Source organism: Polyangiaceae bacterium (assembly GCA_016715885.1).
In the GTDB taxonomy this organism is placed as follows: Bacteria; Myxococcota_A; Polyangia; order Polyangiales; family Polyangiaceae; genus Polyangium.
This window is the reverse complement of record JADJXL010000002.1, coordinates 421,448-443,376: the sequence shown is the minus strand read 5'-3', so window position 1 is coordinate 443,376 and position 21,929 is coordinate 421,448. Positions and strand designations below refer to the sequence as shown.

At 61.3% G+C, this 21,929-nt stretch carries 17 protein-coding genes; 11 read left to right on the top strand and 6 right to left on the bottom strand.

Annotation, left to right across the window (positions count from 1 at the left end; genetic code table 11):
* Nucleotides 1–71: 71 nt before the first annotated feature.
* Nucleotides 72–2,438: a polyphosphate kinase 1 gene (gene ppk1 / locus IPM54_05360; GenBank protein MBK9259246.1), complete on the bottom strand. Its 2,367-nt coding sequence runs from the start codon at nucleotides 2,436–2,438 to the stop codon at nucleotides 72–74.
* Here ppk1 and IPM54_05355 point away from each other — a divergent pair.
* From IPM54_05355 to IPM54_05345, 3 genes are all read left to right on the top strand, one after another.
* The gene (locus IPM54_05355; GenBank protein MBK9259245.1) at nucleotides 2,437–3,336 is read left to right on the top strand and encodes a pantoate--beta-alanine ligase; all 900 of its coding nucleotides are present in this window, start codon (nucleotides 2,437–2,439) and stop codon (nucleotides 3,334–3,336) included. The genes ppk1 and IPM54_05355 overlap by 2 nt on opposite strands.
* Nucleotides 3,329–3,994 carry a dTMP kinase gene (tmk, locus tag IPM54_05350; protein MBK9259244.1) on the top strand — a complete coding sequence of 222 codons (666 nt, stop codon included), beginning with the start codon at nucleotides 3,329–3,331 and terminating at the stop codon, nucleotides 3,992–3,994. The genes IPM54_05355 and tmk overlap by 8 nt, the downstream gene beginning before the upstream one ends.
* Nucleotides 3,995–4,212: 218 nt before the next feature.
* Nucleotides 4,213–5,322: a VWA domain-containing protein gene (locus tag IPM54_05345; protein MBK9259243.1), complete on the top strand. Its 1,110-nt coding sequence runs from the start codon at nucleotides 4,213–4,215 to the stop codon at nucleotides 5,320–5,322.
* Here the strand turns inward: IPM54_05345 and IPM54_05340 are convergent, their stop codons facing one another.
* Entirely contained in the window at nucleotides 5,323–6,558 is a 1,236-nt protein-coding gene (locus IPM54_05340) for a hypothetical protein (protein MBK9259242.1), read from the bottom strand.
* Nucleotides 6,559–6,671: 113 nt separating this feature from the next.
* Here IPM54_05340 and IPM54_05335 point away from each other — a divergent pair, with 113 nt between their 5' ends.
* Entirely contained in the window at nucleotides 6,672–6,887 is a 216-nt protein-coding gene (locus IPM54_05335) for a DUF465 domain-containing protein (protein ID MBK9259241.1), read from the top strand.
* A gap of 25 nt (nucleotides 6,888–6,912) precedes the next feature.
* On the opposite strand, the gene IPM54_05330 is transcribed toward IPM54_05335, so the two are convergent.
* Together IPM54_05330 and IPM54_05325 are read right to left on the bottom strand one after the other, a co-directional pair.
* Nucleotides 6,913–7,479, bottom strand: a complete 567-nt coding sequence (locus IPM54_05330) for a hypothetical protein (GenBank protein MBK9259240.1) — start codon at nucleotides 7,477–7,479, stop codon at nucleotides 6,913–6,915.
* A 48-nt stretch (nucleotides 7,480–7,527) separates the two neighbouring features.
* Nucleotides 7,528–8,949, bottom strand: a complete 1,422-nt coding sequence (locus IPM54_05325) for a metallophosphoesterase (protein ID MBK9259239.1) — start codon at nucleotides 8,947–8,949, stop codon at nucleotides 7,528–7,530.
* Nucleotides 8,950–9,007: 58 nt separating this feature from the next.
* Here IPM54_05325 and IPM54_05320 point away from each other — a divergent pair, with 58 nt between their 5' ends.
* Nucleotides 9,008–10,993 (top strand): serine/threonine protein kinase, encoded by a 1,986-nt coding sequence (locus IPM54_05320; protein MBK9259238.1) that lies wholly within the window; start codon nucleotides 9,008–9,010, stop codon nucleotides 10,991–10,993.
* Here IPM54_05320 and IPM54_05315 read toward each other — a convergent pair.
* Nucleotides 10,980–11,630, bottom strand: coding sequence for a methyltransferase domain-containing protein (locus IPM54_05315; GenBank protein MBK9259237.1), 651 nt, complete (start codon nucleotides 11,628–11,630; stop codon nucleotides 10,980–10,982). The two genes, IPM54_05320 and IPM54_05315, sit on opposite strands and share 14 nt — an antisense overlap.
* 164 nt (nucleotides 11,631–11,794) lie before the next feature.
* Between IPM54_05315 and IPM54_05310 the strand changes: the two genes are divergently transcribed.
* Entirely contained in the window at nucleotides 11,795–13,852 is a 2,058-nt protein-coding gene (locus IPM54_05310; protein MBK9259236.1) for a hypothetical protein, read from the top strand.
* Nucleotides 13,853–13,855: 3 nt separating this feature from the next.
* Here the strand turns inward: IPM54_05310 and IPM54_05305 are convergent, their stop codons facing one another.
* On the bottom strand, nucleotides 13,856–14,482 hold the full coding sequence (locus IPM54_05305; protein MBK9259235.1) for a hypothetical protein: 627 nt from the start codon (nucleotides 14,480–14,482) through the stop codon (nucleotides 13,856–13,858).
* Nucleotides 14,483–14,600: 118 nt separating this feature from the next.
* Here IPM54_05305 and IPM54_05300 point away from each other — a divergent pair, with 118 nt between their 5' ends.
* The 5 genes from IPM54_05300 (at nucleotide 14,601) to IPM54_05280 (ending at nucleotide 21,828) form a co-directional block, all read left to right on the top strand.
* Nucleotides 14,601–15,539, top strand: coding sequence for an aldo/keto reductase (locus IPM54_05300; GenBank protein ID MBK9259234.1), 939 nt, complete (start codon nucleotides 14,601–14,603; stop codon nucleotides 15,537–15,539).
* Nucleotides 15,540–15,588: 49 nt separating this feature from the next.
* Nucleotides 15,589–16,428: a 3'(2'),5'-bisphosphate nucleotidase CysQ gene (locus IPM54_05295; protein MBK9259233.1), complete on the top strand. Its 840-nt coding sequence runs from the start codon at nucleotides 15,589–15,591 to the stop codon at nucleotides 16,426–16,428.
* A 14-nt stretch (nucleotides 16,429–16,442) separates the two neighbouring features.
* Nucleotides 16,443–17,591: an FAD-binding oxidoreductase gene (locus IPM54_05290; protein MBK9259232.1), complete on the top strand. Its 1,149-nt coding sequence runs from the start codon at nucleotides 16,443–16,445 to the stop codon at nucleotides 17,589–17,591.
* Between the two features lie 333 nt (nucleotides 17,592–17,924).
* Nucleotides 17,925–19,700: a hypothetical protein gene (locus IPM54_05285; GenBank protein MBK9259231.1), complete on the top strand. Its 1,776-nt coding sequence runs from the start codon at nucleotides 17,925–17,927 to the stop codon at nucleotides 19,698–19,700.
* Nucleotides 19,701–19,887: 187 nt separating this feature from the next.
* Nucleotides 19,888–21,828, top strand: coding sequence for a sigma 54-interacting transcriptional regulator (locus IPM54_05280; protein ID MBK9259230.1), 1,941 nt, complete (start codon nucleotides 19,888–19,890; stop codon nucleotides 21,826–21,828).
* Nucleotides 21,829–21,929: the final 101 nt, after the last annotated feature.

Genomic DNA, 21,929 nt, shown 5'->3' with positions numbered 1-21,929 from the left:
TTGCCATACGTACCGCCAACGTGGGTGAGCTTTCCGCACGGTATTTTGCGGGATTTCGTCCCCGCACGACCTCACCCCGAATGCGCCCCTCGCTTCTTCTTCCCGTTCTTGCGGCGCAGCTCTTCGCCTTCCCCGTGACCCACTTGGAAAATGTGAAACCGCCCGCCCCGACTCAGCACGTCGCCCGGCTTGTGGCGTTCTCGAGCTGCCTCGATGAACCGTTGCTGCGCGCGAATCGGAGCCGCTCCCGAAGGTGACACCTTCGTATACCGACCATCCGCTTCGAGCGTCCACGTCTTCACGTTGTCGCTCGCAAGCACGTTGAGCATGTCCTCGGCACGCGCTTTGGCCACGGGATCCAAGAGCGGCACGAGCACTTCGACGCGACGCTGGAAGTTCCGCGGCATCCAGTCCGCGCTCGAAAAGTACACCTCGTCGTTGCCACCGTTCGCAAATCGGAACACGCGCTTGTGCTCGAGGAACCGGTCGATGATGGCGCGCACCGTGATGCGCTCGGACAAACCCGGAATGCCTGGCTTCAAGCAGCACACGCCGCGTACGATGAGGCGAATCTCCACGCCAGCCTGACTTGCTGCGTACAGCGCGTTGATGACGTCCACATCCACGATCGCGTTCATCTGCGCGACGATCTCGGCTTTCCGGCCCGCACGTGCATGCTCCGCCTCGCGCGAAATCAGCCCGAGGATCGCTTCGTGCAAACCGAGCGGCGCCACGACCAGACGATTCCACCTGGGCGGAGCGCTGTAGCCCGTGAGCAAGTTGAAGATGGACGTCACGTCCTCGCCGATTTCGCGGTTCGCCGTAAACAGGCCGACGTCCGTGTAGAGGCGCGCCGTCTGCTGGTTGTAGTTGCCCGTCGCCAAATGCACGTAACGCCGCAGCTTGTCCTTCTCGCGCCGCACCACGAGCAGCGCCTTCACGTGCGTTTTGAGCCCCAACAATCCGTAAATCACCTGCACGCCGTTTTGTTCGAGCGTTCGGGCCCAGCGAATGTTCGACGCTTCGTCGAATCGAGCTTTCAACTCGACGATCGCCGTCACCTGCTTCCCGTTCTCCGCAGCACGCGCCAGCGCCTTCACGATCGGTGAATCACCGCCCGTTCGGTACAGCGTTTGTTTGATGGCCAAAACGTTCGGGTCGTCCGCCGCGCGCGAGATGAACTCCACAACCGGATCGAACGAATCGTACGGATGATGCAAAAGCACATCGCGCTCGCGAATGACCGCAAACAGGTCCTCCGTATCGCGAAAAGCACTCGGAACATGCGGCGAGAAAGGTTCGTCCCGAAGCTCGCGCCGCGGATCGTCACCCACGATGGCCACGAGATCCGCGATGCTGAGTGGCCCCGATACGCGATACACATCGAGCTCCGGGTCGATACCAACGGCACGACACAAGCGCTGAACACTCGCCCCAGCTCCGCCCCCGCCACTGATCTCGACACGTACCGCATTGCCTCGATCGCGACGACGAAGCTCGGCTTGGATCGTTTCCAAAAGATCCTCGCCCTCCTCTTCGTCAATTTCGAGGTCCCAGTTGCGCGTCACGCGAAATGGGTAGGTTCCGCGAAGACGTGAGACCGGGAAAAACTCTTTCACGTGACGAGCGATCAAATCTTCGAGCAGGATGAATGCACGAGCGCACCCATCGACCCTCACGCGAATGAGGCGGCTCAGCATGGGAGGAACTTGGATCACGCCGAAGCCAGGTTCGTCCTCGTCATGTTCACGGCTGAACATGATCCCCAAGTTGATGCTCTTGTTGCGCAGGTGCGGAAATGGATGGCCCGGGTCGATTGCGAGCGGCGTCAGGATCGGAAAAATGTCGGTCCGAAACCGTTCGTCCTGCGCCGCGAGCTCGGTCGGGTCGAGTTCTTCCGGACGCACGATACGAATGCCCACGCGCTGCAGCGCCGGAAGGATCTCCGCGTTCCACAAGCGATACGCACTGTCGACCAGCGCATGCGCCCTGGCGCTGATGGCAACGAGCTGTTCCTGCGGCTTCAGGCCATCGGGCGGAAGCTCGGCGATGGTCCGGTGCGTTTGGGCTTGAAGGCCCGCGACGCGTACCATGAAAAACTCATCGAGATTCGAGAAAAAAATGCCGAGAAACTTCAGGCGTTCATACAGCGGGACTTCGGCGGATGCGGCTTCGGCGAGCACACGGCCGTTGAATTCGAGCCACGAAAGCTCGCGGTTGAGATAGTGCGCCGGATCGTACTGATCGGAAGGACCAGGCAGAAGCGACGATGTGCGGGCTGACGCGATCGGCGTTGCCTCGGGTGTGGGGGGTGTCTCGAACGTCACGGGGTCGAGTCTAGCAGGCTGGATCGCCGAGGTCAGGCTGTGGATGGGCCGCGTCCGCCCGCCATCCGTGCAAGCGCGCAGCGGAATTCTTTCTGCTAGTTTGAGCGCCATGGACATCTGGCGCTCGGCTGAGGCGTTTCGTCATGCCTGCGATGAAGCGCGACGTCGCGGCGAGCAAGTGGCGCTCGTTCCGACCATGGGCGCACTGCATCATGGACACCAAACGCTCGTTCAGGAAGCAAGCAAGCGAGCAGCGTTCGTCGCAGTTTCCGTGTTTGTCAATCCGACCCAATTCGGCCCCAACGAAGATTTCGCACGTTATCCACGGGACCTGGACGGCGACGTACGAAAGAGTCTGGAAGCAGGAGCTCGAGGCGTATTTGCTCCGCCGCCAAATGAAATGTATCCGCCTGGAGATGAAACGCGGGTTCGTGTCGGCGCACTGGCAAGCGAGCTATGCGGACCGCACCGACCAGGTCACTTCGAAGGTGTCGCCACGGTCGTGGCAAAACTGCTGATCGTCACTGGGCCGTCCATCGCATACTTTGGACGCAAGGATTATCAGCAGCTCAAGGTCATCGAACGCATCGTGAGGGACCTGTTCATTCCGGTGGAAATCGTTGGAGTTCCAACGGTGCGCGAAAAAGATGGACTCGCGATGTCTTCGCGTAACGCGTACTTGTCCGCGGACGCGCGAGCGCGTGCGACGGCGATCCCTCGAGGCTTGTCGGACGCAGCGCGAGCGTTCGCGGCGGGCGAGCGTCGCGTTCGAGAGCTCGTGCGGCTCGTGAGGGCGCGCGTCGAGCCCATTGCAGACTCGATCGATTACGTCGATGCTGCCGATCCGGAGACGCTGCGGGTGTTCGGCGGGGATCAAACCGCCCCGGAACGAACGCTCGTGGCGCTGGCGATTCGCACGAATGGCGCGCGGCTCATCGACAACATCGTTCTCGGGGAGGACCCGGCCCCAATCAAAAGTGAAGGCGAAGGAGATGTCGGCGATGCGTGACGGCGATGATGGCAACGACGGACTGTTTGTCGTTTTCGAGGGGATCGACGGTGCGGGGACGACGACGCAAGCCGCGAGGTATGCATCGTTTTTGCGCTCGCGGCGAAGGCTCGTGCACGTCACGGGTGAACCGAGCGGCGGGCCGATGGGCTCGTTGTTGCGGCTCATGCTGAAGCAACGCGTGAACTTGCCGTCACAACATCGAGAAGCGGCGCTCACGCTGCTTTTTGCGGCCGATCGAATCGACCACCTCGAAAGCGAGATTTGTCCGCATTTGCGAGATGGCTACGTGGTCATCTCGGACAGATACGAGCTTTCGAGTATCATTTATCAGTCGATTGGTATCGATGACGATGTCGAAAGGAAGAACTTCGTTTCGTGGATTCGCGAATGTAATCGATTTGCCGTGCAGCCCGACATCACCATCGTGATCGATGTCGATCCGGACGTCGCCGAGCATCGACGCAAGATGCGTGGCGGGGCAAGTGATCTTTACGAGGAGCCGGAGCTTCAGGCGCGACTGGCGCGGGCATATCTGAAGGCCGAAGATCTCATCGGCAAGGATCGGTTGATTCACGTCGACGGAAACGGTGACGTCGATAGTGTGACTGCGGCGGTCGCGAAAGCGCTTGCCGAATACGTTCGAGCAGCTCCATAGAAGAGTTCGTCACGTCCACACCCCACTAATGAAATTCGACGCATTGTCATCCCACTCCGCGTCGAAATCCATCAAAGTGCACCATCCTCGCTCGCGGTCGGGCTTGGCAATTCATGCTTATTGCCTGAACGTGCCGATTTGCCCGATTTTACAATTTGGCAGGGGGTGCCATGTTTTTCCAATTGCGAAGCAATGCCATCAGGAGCTGCGCGTTCGGTGTGTCGTTCGTCCTCGTCAATCACTTGGCTTGCAGTGCGATCACGGATGACCGCGCCACACCAGCGGCCAATTTGACGATCGCCGGTTCTGGCGGGGCAGGCGGTGGAGGCGCTGGCGGAGCGCCGCATTCGGAAAATACCGGAGGAGGCGACGATCTGACTTTCAATCCGGGCATGCCCACCGAGGAAGAGCTCGATGCTTGTGCCCAAACAGGAAGCGCAGCGCAGCCCGTGGATTTGGATATCATCGTGCTCCTCGACCGTTCGGGAAGCATGTACGGTGCCAATTGGCTCGGTGCGACGACCGCGTTGAAGCAATTCGTCCAAGATCCTGCGTCGGACGGCATTCGCGTAGGAATCCTCTACTTCCCCATCGATACGCCGCCCGACGCGTTCGTCTGCAATCCACTACATTACCAGAAGCTCTCCGTTGCGCTCGACGTCCTGCCTCAAAATGCACCGGCTTTGGTTGCTTCGATCGATTCACAGTTGCCCAATGGCGGATCGACCCCGATGTACGGAGCGCTCGAAGGAACGTTATGGGCAGCAGCCCAAGAACAAATGGCGCAGCCGAATCACAAGGTCATCGTCGTCTTCGCCAGCGACGGCGATCCCAATAGTTGTCCAGCGCAACAAAACAACATTGCCGTCATCTCCCAGGCCGTCAAGACCGCGTACGAATCCAGCTCCGTCGAGACGTACGTCATTGCAATCAACGGCGCGAGCATTCTGAACCTCGATCAAATTGCGGCCGCGGGTGGAACGGGCAAAGCGTACGACGTCACGGGAAACATCAATCAATTCGCGCAAAAAATGGCGGAGATTCGAGCCACCGCCTTGGCTTGCGAATACGTGATCCCCACTCCGCCCGGAAACGAGCCTCTCGAGCTCGACAAGGTGGTCGTCAAACACGTGGCGGACGACGGCACGCAAACCGAAATACCTCATGCCGACAACGTAAACGATTGTGGGCAATTGCCCGGATGGTATTACGACGATCCGATCGCCCCAGAAAAAATCAAATTGTGCCCCGCATCTTGCGACTTGGCGCGGCAAGACAAACAGGGCCGCATCGACGTCTTCTTCGGATGCAAACCCATCATAAACTGATCAAGGCTTCTTCTTCTTCAAGTCCTCGAGCGCCTCGCGAAGCTCGTCTTCGGTAAACGGCATCTTCGCAAGCGCCGCTTTTTCATCGGCAAGCGCCATTTCGAGCGCCCGTTCGGCCTCACGCGCCCGCGATACCCACGCCGATGATTCCCCCGTACGATCCGCCATGCGCACCGTCCCCTTCATCATGTCGAGGCCCTTTTCGAGAAGCACACGATACCGAAGCCGCATCGCCCCCTCGAAGAGTTGCTTCTTTCGTAACGTATCCGCTTGCTTCGGCGGAGGCGCTTGCATCACGTCTCGATACAAATCCTGATAAAGTTGCCCCAAACGGTATCCCGCCATCGCCGTCCAGCGTGCGTCGAGGCTCCGCATTGCGTCCGTGTACGCGCGTTGCGCATCGAGCAACCCCTGACAACGCCGCTCGAGCGTTTCGCCATAATTGGCAGGCGACGGAACGAATACGATTTGCTCGCTCTTCTTCCGACGGACCTCGCCCAGGGCAAACCATACCACGGCAAGCTCGATGGGCGGTTTGCCCGCCTCGCCAAACCTTTCCCGCTCGATGATGTCCCGCGCAATCGACACTTCCCGCAATGCCTCGTCCACCATGTCCTGCTCGACGAGCCCGAGACCGCGCATTCCTCGCACTTCCACCATTTCGAGCCGCGCGAGATCCGTTCGTAGAAGGAGCCTGTCCATAACCGCCACGAGCTCGCTCCATCGCTCCACGTGCGCGAGAATGCGCCCCGTGCGCATGAGCGCATTGCGCTCGAACGCGTAGCCCGGAAAGCGCCGAAGCACTTCACGAAGACGCGAAAGCGCATCGTCCCAAGCGCCAAACGATTCGTACGCAATGGCCGCATTGTACAAACACGGCGCCTCGACGTCCGTACCCGGTCTCGCCTTGGCGAGTTTGTCGAATATCTCCGCCGCCGTTCGATATTCGCCCGCCAAAAGCAATTTCTGCGCACGCTCGAACTCGGCCTTGATCTCTTCGTCCCCGAGCGGCGTCACGACGACGGTCGGCACTTCGATCACCTGCTCGGGCTTCTTGTCCTTTGCCGACTTCACCGAGGACGACTGCCCGGCAGGCGTGCATGCAGCAGGCAACGTCAACATCGTGACGATCAACATCATTGGCGCGCGAACGAGCGCATCGTGGACGAACCCCACGTCGCGGTGTTGCAATGCCCCTCGACGAACACCACGGTGAAAAGAGGATCCTGCCAGCACGAGTCTAGGATATTCTCGAAGTCTCATGAGCGCTCGCCCAGGGTGCGGTGAGTGGCTCGGTGGACCAGCAAGCGGGCCCATCGCAACGCGCGGGGCCCCATCTGGAGGTGGGCATGACGAAGCAGGTTCAGTTGTCGCAAGGAGCCGAGTCTGGGGCCGACCGCCTGAGCGAAGTGGAGGCGCTTCACCGATCGCTCGATGCACGGATCCAAGAGCTCGCACGCCGCGTCTACCTGACACCCGCCGAGCAAATCGAAGTCGCCGACCTCAAGAAGCAGAAGCTGAAACTGAAGGACGAGATCCACGCTCTTCGCATGGGATCGTCCTGATCAGGTAAGCGTGCTTTTTCCGCGCCTACTTGGGTGACCCAGCCGGAGGAGCTGCTGGCATGGGCGCGCCAGGCGGAGCTGCGGGCGCACCAGGCGGAGCTGCTGCAGACGCATCGGCAGGTGGCGTCGCTGCACCATCAGCAGGCTTCTTCTCGTCCTTCTTTACGTCTTCTTCGAGGCTTTCGGCCCCACCGTAAACGTCCTTGTTCAGATCATCGAGCGACTCTGTGAGACGCGTCTTTTCTTCGGGCGTGAGGCCTCCGGGCGTCTCTTTTTCGATCGCTGCGGCGATGGCGAGCCAATGGCGAGCGTTTGTCCGGTACGCCTTCTTGGGATCGGCCGCTCCGCCGGTCACGTTGGACGTCAGCGACGAGCCGGCGAGTCGATAGTCCGTCATGCCACGCAGGTACGCGTATTGTGCTTGTTCGCCCGTGGAGAGCGAATCGATGTCGGGTTCGAGCACGCGGAAGAGCGCGAGTGCTTTCTCGTGCTGGTTGGCGTCGTAGTGAGCGCGCGCTCGCATGAGATCGTCGTGATACGTCGCGCAGCCCAAAGCAGCGCTGCCGAAAACGATGCAGCCAACGAGGGCGATTTTGGACGCGGTCGAAACGAGCGAAACCGAGCGACGCATGGGCGGAGGTTATCGTTGCCTGCGCCAAGCGATCAAGAGCAGAGTCGCGAGCCAGGCGAGAGGCTGTGCTGCGGTCGTGGAAGACGCGGCGCCGGGGAGCGAGCAAACACACGCCGAAGCACTTCGTTCAACGGGGCGCGGCGTGGTGGATGCCGGTTTTTCGTCAGGCGAATTGCACGACCACTTCTCGAGACCCTTGAACGAGCAGCGCTCGATGATGCTGCCGCTTGCCCTTCGAGCGTCGATGCTCACGGTATCTCCGTCGACGGCGACTTCGAGGTAGTGGTTCACCGACTCGAACTTTTGCGTTTCGGGAGTGCCTTTTCCGCGCGAGTAAAGCGGTGCCCCCGCGCCTCCGGACACGATGTACTTGATGCCTTGCCCCTCGCCGCGGTCGTAGAGGTGATCGTGCCCGGCGAGCACGAGGCTCACTTTGTGGTCGCGCAAGATGTCGACGATTCCGTTGCGATGCAGCCGGACGTTGTTGCCATGTCGGCCGCTGGAGAACGGTCCGTGATGGAGGACGACGATGCGATGCACGAGCCCGGGTTCGTTCATGGCCGATGCAAGCTCGCTCTTCAGCCACTCGCGCTCGTCGCCCGTCCACGTGTCCATGGCGTTGAGCATGAAGAACCTCGTGTTCGCCCAACGAAACGATCCGTAAAGATGGGGGCGCTCGCGTCCGTCGTCTTCGACGCTGGCGAAGTACCGCAAAAACGTGACTTGCCCCGTGGGATCGGGCGTCGTCAGCTCGTGGTTTCCGACGGCGACGAAGATGCATCGACTGGCGAGGAGCTTGTTTTCGATCTGGAAAAACTCTTGCCACTCGCTCGCGTTGTCGCCCGTTTGCACCATGTCGCCGGTGTGCACGAGGAAATCGGCGGGAGCTTTTTCGATCATCCGCACGATGGCGGCGTGCGTCGAAGCGTCGGATCGGTTGTCCCCGTAAACGACGAACTTGAATGGCTTGTTTTCCGCGGGGGCCGTGGTGAAACTCGCCGAAGCGCTTTCCGTGCCGCTCGCCGTTACTTTGTAGTCGTAGGTCGTGCCTGGCGACAAACCATCGATGCGTACCGAGTGAAACCGCTTGGCGGACTCGGACGAACGCGTCGCTTTGAAATTGGCCGGCCCCGTGACGTCGATGGTCACGGTTTCGGGCATCGACACTTCGAGTTTGATCGTGACGGCCTTTTGGCCGAGCGCTTGCAGATAGGGGCCCTTCGTGATGGACGCCGCATGCGCTGGGTCAGGCCCGATCGCGATGACCGCGCCGGCGACAAACGGGCACGCGATACGTGCAAACCGCGTCCACTTGCCTATCGAGAAACGCTCCGCGCTTCTTCTGCTACTGCCACGCGTCACGCCTTCGAGAAGCGTCGCCGTGCCCCCGCGCGATCCAACGCGGAACTTACTGTAAGAATCCGTCGACATTACGCACCGTCATTGGCATGATGCACGCCCTAGCCGTCGGAATCCAGGGAACGCATCGATGGTGCAGCAAGCGGATGGAGAGCCCAAAGAAAACTTCGGGATAGTTCCGCCCGCAGCTACGGAAAATCTGCCACGTCAGTTCGGCAAGTACACACTTCTGCGCCGACTCGCATCCGGCGGAATGGCCGAAATCTTTCTCGCGCTGCAACGTTCCGCGGGCGGCTTTGAAAAGCTCATCGTCATCAAGCGCATCTTGCCGTCGATGAACCAGGACAAAGCGTTCATCGACATGCTGCTGCACGAAGCGCGCGTTGCAGCGTCGATGTCGCATCCGAACATCGTGCAGACCTTCGACGTCGGTCAGGTCGACGGCACGTACTTCATCGCCATGGAGCACATCCACGGTGAAGACATTCGCTCGATCGTGCGGGCGATGCGCAAGAAGAACTTGTCCGAGTTTCCGCTGGAGCATGCGGTGGCGATCGCGACGGGGATGTGCGCGGGTCTCGCGTACGCGCACGAAAGGCGCGACCTCGAAGGGCGGCTGCTCAACATCGTGCACCGCGACATCTCGCCACAAAACATCGTCGTCACATTTTCCGGCGACGTGAAGATCGTCGACTTTGGTGTCGCCAAGTCTTCGTCGCAGTCGGGCGAAGACACCAAAGACGGGCAGCTCAAGGGCAAAGTTCCGTACATGTCGCCCGAGCAAGCAGCGGGCGGCAACATCGATTGGCGCAGCGACATCTTCGCCGTGGGCGTGCTTCTTTTCGAGCTCTCGACCGGAAAGCGTCTCTTCAAAGGCGCGAGCGAGTTCGAGACGTTGAAGCTCATTTGCGACAAGGAGTATCCGCATCCGAGCGCGGTCAAAGCTGGGTTCCCTCCGGCGCTCGACCGCATCATCATGAAGGCGCTCGAGAAAGACCGCGAAAAGCGGTACCAGAGCGCGCGTGAGATGCAGAGTGATCTCGAAGCGTTCATCCGTGAAGAACGCATTCCGGTTTCGCAGATCAGCCTCACGCAATGGATGCAGTCGCTGTTCGAGGACAAACTCGCACAGCAGAAAGAAGTTCTTCAGGACGTCAAACAACTCGCCGACATCATCGCGATGCAGCAAGGCGCGTCGTTCGAGGGCCTAACGAGCCCAGGCACGATGTCGGCCACGGGCGGTACGACGACTGCGCCCAAGCGCTCGAGTGTGGGGCTTTGGATCGCGCTGGTTTTGGTGACGGGAGCTGCCGTGGGCGGGTTCTTGTACATGCGGCAGCAAGCGGCCGAGCGTGATGCTGCGAATGCGGCCCTGTTGAACAAGCAAAACGAAGTCAAACCCCCGGAAGTCAAAGGGTCGCTCGAGCTGAAGTGCGGCGGCAACGAAGGTTGTGCCATTTGGATCAGCGGGGACCTACGCAAAGATGTGACGCCCGCAGTGATCGACGGCTTGCCGCTCGATACGGACATCCAAGTAAAACTCACGCAAGAGGGTTTCGAGGCGTTCCGCGAAACGGTGAAGCTCACGGAAGCTCAGCCCAAGCGCACGATTCAGGCCGTCATGAAGGCCGGTTCGGTGACGGTCGTCCTCAAGATCATTCCGCTCGCCAACGTGTGGCTCGACAACAAGCCGCTCAAGGGCAACCCCACCAAAATCGAAGGGCTCAGCGCGGACGAAGAGCACAAGTTGGTGTTCCAAGCAAATGGGCACGTCCCCAAGACGATCACGTTCACCGCCAAACAGGGCGAAACGAAACTCATCCAGGAAACGCTCGCCAAGCTTGATCCGAACGCCAAACCGGGAGAACCGCAAGGCGGCGGCACGCCATCGGGAGGTGGCGGCGGAGGCACGGGCAAAGTGCGTGTGACGTCCAAGGGCGGCTTCTGCAGCGTGACGATCAACGGCACCGGATACGGCGCAACACCGGTCGAAGCGGTCGTCAAAGAAGGCACCGCGCGCGTCACTTGCAAGCCTGACGGCGGTGGAGCTTCGCAGTCGCAAGCGGTCCAAGTGAAAGCGGGCGAGGTCGCTCGGGCCGCGTTCAAGTTGAACTGACGAGCGGTCGCTTTCGGTAACGAAGTCGCGTCACTGGAAGGCCGTCGGCGATCGCACGATGCTCGCGCGGACTTCGCGCTCCGTACGGGTTTTCTTCGAGCCGCGCCGAACCTTCGACGTCGCCCGCAGGCTCGAACGCTTCGTGCGCTCCGATTTGCGCTTCGTACTGCGCGGCGCGTTCTTCGACGTCGGTCTGCACGTACAGCTCACCGCCGGGCCGCAACAAGCGCGCGAGCTCTGCAAGCAGCTCGGGGTTCATGACGAGACGCTTGGTGTGTCGCTTTTTCCACCAGGGATCGGGAAAGTGCAGGAAAAACGTGTCGATCGAGCCATCGGGACGCAGTCGCACGAGCGCTTCGCGCGCGTCCGCGTTGAGGACACGTGCGCGTTCGCCGAGACCTTGTTTTCGCAGTCGTTCATCCACGATGGCCGACCACTTCAGGCGAATTTCCAGGCCGAGCAGCCGGCGATCGGGCGCAGCCGCAGCGCGCTCGAAGAGAAAGCCCCCGCGCCCTGGACCGATCTCGATTTCGATTGGACCCTTGCCCGGCATGAGCGAATCGACGTCGACGTCGCCTTCGCCGGGAAAACGGGCTGCATGTGCGTAGGGATGGTTGGCTCGCGGCTGAAACACCATGGCGGGCGCAAAACAAGCACAGCGGCGCGCGGTTGGGTAGCGCTTGCGGTGATATCGTCGCGCCCGTGACGACGCCCGAAGGAGCGCCCGAGCAAGCCGAGACGGCTGTGACGAACGAGACGGCATTGCCCATCGCCGCGCCGACGCGACGAGCGCAGCAAGCCATGAAGCTCGTACGCGCGCTCGGTTCACGCATGCGTCCGTACGCCTTCGCACTGCTCGTGAGCGGCACGATCGGGTTCGTTGCGATCCGCAAGATTTTCGAGCGAGCGGGTCACCCTGCCCTACCGCTCGATGATTCCTTCATCCACTTGCAGTACGCGCGACGTTTGGCGGAGGGCGAGTTTTTCTCGTACGTCGCTGGCGAAGGGTACACGACGGGCGCAACGAGCTTGCTCTGGCCGATCTTACTCGCGCCGTTTCATTTGCTCGGGCTGCACGAGCTGTCGCTCGCGTGGGGCGCTTGGTTCTGGGGCACGCTTGCGCATGCTGCGCTTGCCGTGGAAGTGATGCGTTTGTCGCGACGACTGGCGGGCCCCGAAGTCGCGACGGCGGCGCTTGCCATGAGCCTCGGGTTTGGCGGCTTCGCGTGGTTTGCGTGGAGCGGGATGGAGACGATTCCCTTCACGTGGTTGCTCGTGCGCACGGCGCGCGCGTCGGCGGAGCTCTGCGAACCCGACCCGGACAAACCGCCCGTTTCCCCGATGGAAGTCGCGCTGCTCGGCGTGGTCACGCCGCTCCTTCGGCCGGAAGGTTTGCTTGCTTCGGGCATCGCGTTCCTGGCGCTCGCGTTTCGCGCGCTTTCCGTGCGTGGATGGCGGAGCCGCCTCATGCCGCTCGTGCCGCTCACGGGCCCGCTCGTCGTTCCGGCGCTGCATGTGCTGTTTGCGGGTCATGCGACGTCGGCGACGACGATGGTCAAGTGGTTGCCGGCGAACCCCGCGTACGACCGCGCGGGAGCGCGTGCGTTCATTGAATCGAACGTGCGACTGCTCTTCACGAGCGTGCTCGATGGCGGCGACTGGACATGGCTGTTTGTCCAGGAGGGGCATCTCTACGTGGTGCTCCTGGGGCTCGGCGCGCTCATCGTGTGTGCGTGGCGTGAGCGCATTTCGATTCACGCCCTGTTCGTGTTCATCCTCGTCGTGGCGACGGTGCTCCCATGCACGTACTTGAGTTTCTTGTGGAACCGAGTGCGTTACGTGTGGCCGTTTTTCGCCACGCACTTCGTGCTCGCGGCGTGCCTTGCGCGTTTGTTGGGCGACGCCGTCCAGCGGTTTGGCAAAACGAACTTGCCCGTCGGCACCGTCATTGCGGGCGTGTTTGCCGGTGCGCTCGTGGTCAAACTTCCTCGGGCACTCGCGGATCTTGCCGAGAGTGCGCACGCGATCGATAGGCAACAGGTTGCGCTTGGATTTTGGGCGCGTGAGCACCTGCCCGCGGATGCGCGTATCGGCGTGAACGACACGGGAGCCATCGCATACTTGTCGAACCGCAAGACGTTCGACGTGTGCGGTTTGACCACGGAGGGTGAGGCGTTTTACTGGACGCACGGCGCGGGCTCACGCTTCGAGCACTACGAAAAACTGCCGGTCGAACGCCGTCCGTCGCACTTCATCGTGTACCCACAGTGGATGTCGTGCGAACCCGTTCTTGGCGACGAACTGCATCGAGCCACGGTCACGGATCAATCGATCCTTGGAGGTCATACGATGATCGCCTACGAAGCCAGGTGGGATCGCATGGGTTCGGGCGCACTTCCGCGCATCGCGTTGCCGCCCGAGGCCAAGGTGATCGACGAGATGGACGTGTCCGATCTCGAATCGGAAAAGGCACATGGATACGCGCTGTTCGGAGGCTCGGATCACGACAACGTGGCCATGCTCGGGGCTCCTCCTGGGGCGAACGTGCAGGAAGTCGAATCGCCTTTCGAAGTTGCCGATGGTGGTCGCCTGCGCCGACGTGCCGATAGCTTCGTCGCATCGTTCGCGCACCCGAACAAACCAGCGAAGCTCGTCATGCGCGTGTCGGCAGAACAGGACACGGAGCTCGTCGTGCGTGTCCGAGACGCCGAAGTTGGGACCACGATGATTCCCGGCGGCGAGTGGGTGGAGCGCGTGGTGAACGTACCTTCAGTGGGCGACCACGATGCGACCGTCGAGGTCACGACGAAGAGCGGCACCTCGACGTTCAACTCGTTTCACTACTGGATCGTGCAGTAGTCGTCACGGCGTGGTCGAGGCACGTTGCCTGGCCTTTTCTGCGGCGCGGTCGAGCGTTGCGGCGACGGCGCGTTGCAAGGCTCCAGGCTCGAGTTGCTTCGGTTTTTCCGGAGCAACCAGCGCGCAGACGCCCAAGACGACGAAGTAGAGCGTGGCGACTGCCAACAGCCACTTCAGCGCATCGCGTCGACGATACGGCTCGACTTTCCCTGCCGTCTCGATGTTCACGACACGAGCGCGGATTTGCACGGAGCCGAGCACGACGACGGCTCGATCACCTTCGGCGATGTCGAGATCGACAGGGCCCATGAGCAATCTGCCGAGGCCGTCTTTTCCATGCGTTCGTGCACGTGCTCGCGGGGGAACGTGCAGCCTGCATTGTCCGTCCACGACTTCCGCGACCATCGATGCGCCGCCGTAATCGCTCATCGGAATGTTCGCGATCGACGACTGCGCAGGACCTACCCAGCACGCGCCGCCTTCGAGAAGGTGACGCACACCGAGCACGTCGGCGCCACGCGTGGCGACGACTTCCAGGGCGCGTAGCGAGCCCACTCGCGCAGGCCTTTCGCACGGGACTTTGCCTTGTCGACCCAGTGTGCGTGATGCGCCGCCGACTTGCTTCCTCATGCGCACTCCTATCGAAGTGCATCTCTTGGGCCCGCACCTGGCGACCGGAAGCTCCGAACCGTAACGAGCTTCGTCTTGCGCGATGGACGGATCACGACAGGCGTTGTAGATCCGGCACGTGCGCAAGCGCTCTCTCGGTAAAACCGAAATGCAAGTCTCCGAGCTCGCCCTTGGTACCTGGGGCCTGTCCGGAGATGGCTACGGACCCATGGTGTTTGCCGAGGTCGATCGCGTCATCGACAAGGCGATCGCGAGTGGCATCAACCTCTTCGACACGGCCGATGTGTACGGCCGTGGAGCCATGGAGAAAAAGCTCGCCGAACGTTTGTCCAAGGACGACACCTACGTCGTCACGAAGATCGGCACGGACCTCGACAGCAAGCCTCCGCTGAAGCACTTCGATCCCAGCTACTTGCGAGAGGCGCTCTTGCATTCGCGAGACAGACTCGCCCGCGAGCCGATCGACATCGTGCTCCTGCACAACCCCACCGAACGCACGTTTGTCGAGACAGACACTGCTGCGTTCATGAAGGAAATGGTCGACGAGGGGTTCATCCGAGCGTGGGGGGCGAGTGTTGGCAGCGCAGCCGTGGGCACCGCAGCGATTCGAGCTGGGGCGCAGGTGATCGAGCTGGCGTACAACACGTTCATGGCTGCGGACCTTCACGCCCTTTCGGCGGAGATCACGCAGAACGGCGTAGGCGTTCTTGCGCGAAGCGTGCTCGCCCATGGGCTTCTGACGGGTCATTGGACCGCGGAGCGCGAATTCGAAGACGGCGATCACCGAGCACATCGTTGGACGCGTGACGACCTCAGGCTGCGCATCAGCCAACTCGATGCTCTCAGGCCAGCCATGCGTGACGACATCGCGAGCTTGCGTTCCGTGGCGCTGCGATTCGTTCTCGCAAACCAACTGGTCTCGTCCGCGGTGCTCGGGCCTCGTTCGGTTTTCCAGCTCGAACAGCTCGTGCGCGATGCCGGCGCGCCGCCTTATCTGAAAGACACGACCATGGTCGAGCTTGCAGGGCGTCTTGCTGCAGCAGGTCTCGACGTCTGACAAACGTATCTCGCGAGCCCCACACGACTGCGCGAGGAGGGAGCACATCATGCAGGGCGATTCCAAAGACACCGAGCTTGAACAGGTTCTCGAGATTGCCCGCGAAGCTGCCGCGATCGTTCGCGCGGTGTACGCAACGCCGTTTTCGGTGGAGATGAAGGGACCGAACGATCCCGTCACGCGGGCCGATCGCGAAGCCAATGCGCTCATTTGCGAGCGTATCGAGCAGCGGTTTCCAGGAGCTGCCATTCTCGCGGAAGAGAGCGTTCCGGAAAGCCCCGACGAGGTTGCGCGACTCCTTCAAAATGAACGTGTCTTCTTCGTCGACCCGCTCGATGGGACACGAGAATTTGCCGACAAGATTCCCGAGTTTGCCGTGATGATCGGTCTTGCGGTGCGCGGTCGCCCGACGCTCGGCGTCGTCGTCATGCCCGAGCAAGGCGATGCGTTGTGCGGGAAGCTTGGTGCACAAACGATTGCGTTTCGTGAGACTGCAAGGGGAGAGCGGCATCCGCTTCGCGTGTCCGAAGAGCATGATCCGGCGCAAGCGACCATGATGACGTCGCGTTCGCACAGGCCGCCCCTCTTGGATCCCCTCGCTGCGCGGCTGGGCGTGCACAAGCAACTGCCTTGTGGGTCGGTGGGGGTGAAGGTGTCGCGCGTGGTGACTGCCGTCGCGGAGATTTACGTGCATGCGGGCAGGGGCGTGAAGCTCTGGGATACGTGCGCCCCCGAAGCGATTCTGCTGGCAGCAGGCGGTCGATTCACGGACCTCGACGGGCAGCTCATCAACTACGCCGCTTCTGACATTGCGCTGCCGAACGGGCTCGTCGCGACGAACGCGGCGCTATTCGACAAGGTCCTCGAAGCCGTGGCTGCCGTGCGCTAGAGGCTCGTTCAAAGATGCGCGATCAAGCCAAAGTCGTGATCGTCGGTGGCGGCATCATGGGGTTGTCGATCGCGTATCACCTCGCGAAAAACCACGGCATCACGGACATCGTCGTGCTCGACAAGGGCTACCTCTGCGGTGGTGCGAGCGGTCGCAACGGAGGCGGCGTTCGAGCTCAATTCGGCAGCGAAGAAAACATTCTGCTGATGCGTGAGAGCATCCGCATGTGTCGCGATTTTGCGGCCGAAATGAAGATCAACGTGTGGTTTCGGCAGGGCGGATATTTGTTTTTGGCTCGTACGGACGAAGCTCGAAAACGTCTCGAAGCCAGCGTGAAGATCCAGAACGACTGCGGGCTCGGAACGAAACTTCTCGAACCGAAGGAAGCGAGACGCGTCGTTGCCGAGCTCGACACCGACGGCATTCTTTGCGCCAGCTACAATCCCGATGACGGTGTGGTTTTTCCGTGGCCCTTCGTGTGGGGTTACGCCGAGTGTGCAGCGGCGCTCGGTGTGGACATCGCGACGTTCACCGAGGTGACGGGGTTTCGCACGCACGGGCGACGGATCGAAGCGGTCATCACGTCACGCGGGGAGATTCGGACGAACCGAGTGGTCAACGCGTGTGGTGCTTGGAGCCCCAACGTTGCCGCGCTGCTCGGGGTGTCCTTGCCAAACCGCCCACATCGTCACGAGATTTGTTCAACCGAGCCGCTCAAGCCGTGGCTCGATCCGCTCGTCGCCGACTTGTCCGACGGCCTTTACTTTTCGCAGTCGATGCGCGGAGAAATCGTGGGGGGCATCTCGAACCACGATGTCCCCGAAGGGCTCGACATGGGTTCGTCGCATCGTTTTCTGGCGCTTTACGCCCGAGCGCTCACGCGCACCGTGCCGGTGCTCGGCCGCGTGAAGGTTCTCCGTCAGTGGGCGGGTTGCTACGATCTCACGCCGGATGCGAATCCGATCGTCGGGCCCGTCGACGAGGTGGACGAGTTTTACCAGGCGTCGGGGTTCATGGGCCACGGCTTCATGATGGCGCCGGTCATGGGCAAACTTCTTGCGGAGCACATCGCGGAAGGGACGAACCTTCCGATGTTCGAGCGCTGGAATTTGCGGCGGTTTGCCGAGGGCAAACTCTTGGCCGAGACGATGATCATCGGTTGAAGATGTTGACAAGGCGTCTGTCGTCGGTGGGACACACTACCGTTTCGTCGTCACTTGGAGCGACGTTGCATCGATTGCATCCATCGAATTGACACCCAAGTCCGTGGAGAATAGCGTGCTCGGCACGATCGCAAGCGGGTTGAGTCGCTTCCCCACTCATCCGGGGGGCTCGCCTTTCGGTGGGGACTGCGGCTTCTACGTTCCTGATCTTGCGATTGATTTCGTTACGCGCCGAGGTGGTTCTGGTTTCGCCGTCACTGCGGGCAAGTTCGCAACCAAGACGGGCATTGGAGCCATGCCGAGGCCGCTTCTGAGGGAGCACCGGAGGAAGACATGTTCCGCACAGCACGCTCAATCGACTCTACCCTTCGCTCACTGCTCGCGGGGGCTGCCCTTGCCGCGGGGCTGACCGTGGCCACTGGCGCCATCGTTGGCTGTAGTGGCGACGAAAACGACCCGATGACGCACGTGAAGAAGCTCTCGGATGCGGGCACGCGCGTACCTGCCGTCAGCCGCCTCGTGCAGTTCTTCGAAGACGCGATGACGAAGGACAACAAGGACCGCAACGGCGCGAACGTCAAGCCGCTGCTCGACAAGATCGTCGAACCGCTGTCGCAACTTTGCGTCGCTGGTGATCTCGACGAGAAGACGCAGTCGAAGGTCGTCAAGTTCCTGTCTGACGCACGCGATCCCCGCGGCGCGCCATGCCTCATCAAGACGCTCAAGGACTACAAGCCGGACAACACGGAAGAAGACGTGCGCGCAGCCGCTCGTGGCGTCGGCGCGATGAAGGCCAAAGACGCGGCAGGCCCGCTCTTCGAGGCGTTCACCAAGCTTCGTCACTCCAAACCCAAGGCATCGCTCATCACGCGTGACGTGCACGATGCGCTGCTCGACCTTGCGGATCCGTCGTGGGAGGCGCAGTGCGTGACGATGATCGGCAAGCCGATCAACGACCGCAAGGACATCAACGTCCTCAAGGACGAGTTCTACTGGCAGATCACCTGCTCCGAAATCCTTGGGAATTTGAAGGCTGCGAACGCGGTCAAACCGCTCATCAAGATCGTCTTGTCGCCGGTCAAAGCCGATGGCCAAGCAACGGCCATCTACGCGCTCATCAAGATTGGCAAGCCGGCCATTGCGCCTCTCGTCACGCTTCTCCAAGGCGGCGATGCGGACCTCGTCGAGTACGCGAAGCTCGAATACTTGAAGGCAAACCAAGGCCCCGATGGCAAGCCGCCCGAGGCTGCGACGAAGGCTGCTCCCACGGCGTACGTTGCGCCGGCCGCACTCATGCTCGGATCGATCGGTCGCGAAGAGGCCATTCAGCCGATGATCGACGCCATCGCGAAGGCCGACGAAACCGGCAAGATCGTCATCGGCCGCGAGCTGCTCAAGTTGCCGATCAACCAAGCAGCAGTCGATACCGTCAAGACGCTCTACGAAAAGACCTCGATCACGATGACGATCCCCCCGGGCGTCGGCGCTCGCGATCAGCTCCTCGAAACGATGGGCTACCTCTTCGACGCCAGCATGGTTCCGTGGATGGTCAAGCAGGCGCTCGACGCGCGAGGTGAAGACGGCGACGTCGAGCCGCTCCGCGCCTCCACGCTGCTCACGGTCATGAAGCTCATGAAGCATGATCAGATCGCGGACGTGGACAAACTTGCCGAATCGAAGATCACCGGCCCCGACGGCAAACCGTCGACGCTCGGCAAGGGCTACGAAAAAGAATACAAGATGACCAAGGACCTCTTGACCGAGTGCGCGGACAAACTCGACTGCTACTATAAGAAGCTCGAGGATCCGAACTCGCACGTCGGCGACAAGCAGTTCATCGGCATCAAGAGCGCGTACATGGTCGGCGTGCTCGGTGGCGAAGCCGCGCGTCCCAAGCTCGTCGAGCTTTTGCCGAAGATCAACAATGCTGCGGCGAAGTTCGTCACCGTGCAGGTCATCGACCGCCGTTCGGCCAAGGGTGACGCCACCATCGCCGCTTCGCTCCAGAAGATGGTCGACGAGGCGGATGCGACCAAGGACGGCAACAAGATCGCGTCGGTTGCGCCGTTCAAGACCGTCATCTATCGCCTCAACGCCCGCGCGCAGTAACGCTCCAAACCCTACCAATCGAGGGTTTCGTGCAGGCGTCGCGAGCGGTGCGAAGCTAGGGAGGACGGCGGTAGCGTACTTCGTACGCTGAGCAAGTCCGACCGACGATTCGCAACGCGCAGCAGCCTGCGCGAAACCCTCTTTTGATTTCAGGTACGCCTCCGCGGGCGTACCATCCGGACGCTTTATGGTCGTGTTCGAGGTAACTCAGGGGCTCGCCACGGGCCGATCGTTCGAGTTCAGCGACGAGATCGTTCACATCGGTCGCGCCCCCTCCAACGATCTCGTGCTCGACGACACGCACGTCTCTGGCCAGCACGCACGTCTCGTCGTTTCTGGCGATCGCGTCGTCCTGCACGACTTGGCCTCGACAAACGGCTCTTGGCGCATACGGGGCGGCGTGCGTGTCGTGATCAAGCCCGAATCCGGTCCTGTCGACATCGAATCTGGCGACATCGTCGAATTCGGCACGGGCGAGAGCGTCACGGCGCTGCGCGTCACGCTGTCGGACGATGCGGACAAGGCGCAAGTCGTCGCCGTGAGGCCGCTCGATCAGCTCGTCCCCGCGGCCGCCGCCATCGAGCAGGATCCGAATCGATTGGGCAAGCTCTACGCCGCGCAGAAGCGAATCGGCGCAGCCGTCGATCTGGATCAAGTCCTCATCGAAGTCGCCGATGCCGCGCTCTTCCTCGTGCCGATGGCAACGCATGCAACGGTGATCCTTCGCGACGACGAAGAAGGCCGCGACTCGTCATCGGCAGCCTACGTTCCGATCATGACGCGCGTCCGCTTGCCAAGCGGCGTTGGTGGCCCTCCTCGAGGTCCCATACCGGTTGCACGCAGCGTGTACCGCAAGGTCGTCAAGGAACGCGCTGCAGTGCTTGCGGCCGATGCATCCACCGACGTTGGTCACACCGAGTCGATCATGGGTGCATCCATTCGCAGCACCATCGGTGTGCCGCTCTTCCGCGGTGACGACATCATCGGCGTCCTGCAGGTGGACAATCGCAGTGCGCCCGCGATGCTGCACGCGAGTGACGTCGAGCTGCTCGGGGTGCTGGCGTATAACGCATCGCTTGCCGTCGCCAACGCGCGCCTCATCAAGCGATTGGTCAACGCAGAAGAACGTTTGCAGAAGGAAAACAGCTTCCTGAAGGGCCGCGAAGAACGCAGGCGGGGCGGCAAAGACGTCGTGATCATCGGCCAAAGCGAGGCGATGAATCGCGTGATCGGGCAGCTCGAAAAGGTCGTGGACACCCGCGTCACGGTGCTTCTCGAAGGCGAAACGGGAACGGGCAAAGAGGTGCTCGCCGCGGCGATCCACTACCGCTCGCGTCGGCGAGACAAACTGTTCGTCGCGCAAAACTGTGCGGCTCTTGCCGAAACACTGCTCGAGAGCGAATTGTTTGGGCACAAAAAGGGTTCCTTTACCGGGGCCGTCGAAGACAAGAAGGGCCTCTTCGAGATCGCCGATGGCGGAACTTTGTTCCTCGACGAAATCACCGAAACTCCCCTTTCACTTCAATCAAAGCTTTTGCGCGCCCTCCAGGAGGGTGAAATCCGGCCCGTGGGTGCAACGAGCCCCAAGCACGTCAACGTGCGCATCGTGACTGCGACCAATCGTAACCTCGAGGAAGAGGTGAAACGGGGCCGTTTCCGCGAAGATCTTTATTACCGACTCAAAGTATTTCCCATTCGCTTACCGCCCCTGCGCGAGCGGCGTGAAGACATTCCGCTCCTCGCTTCGCACTTTTTGCAGCGATACGCAGAGGAGCTTGGCAAGCACGTGGGTGGCTTCAGCCAACAGGCGATGGAGCTGATGGTGGCGTACGATTGGCCTGGAAACGTTCGCGAGCTGCAGAACGAGGTTCAGCGGATCGTCATCCAGCTCGATCCTGGCGCATTCGCGACCCCCGACCTCTTGTCACCTCGGATTCGTCAGGTCGAAGGCTTGATCGAACGAGCAGGCGTGACGCGAGGAAACCTCAAGGAAATGATGGACGTCGTCGAGAAATACCTGCTTCTCGAGGCGCTACGCGAACACGGCAACAACAAGACCAATGCCGCCCGCACGCTTGGAATCACGCGCGAAGGCCTGCACAAGAAACTCCGACAATTCGGCATTTGAGCCCGCGTTTATCTGGACAATGCACGTTCGTCCCAGGCACATGGGCAATGCTGTGGCCTGACCGTTCATTCGGCACACAAATTTCAAGTGGGATGGGGACC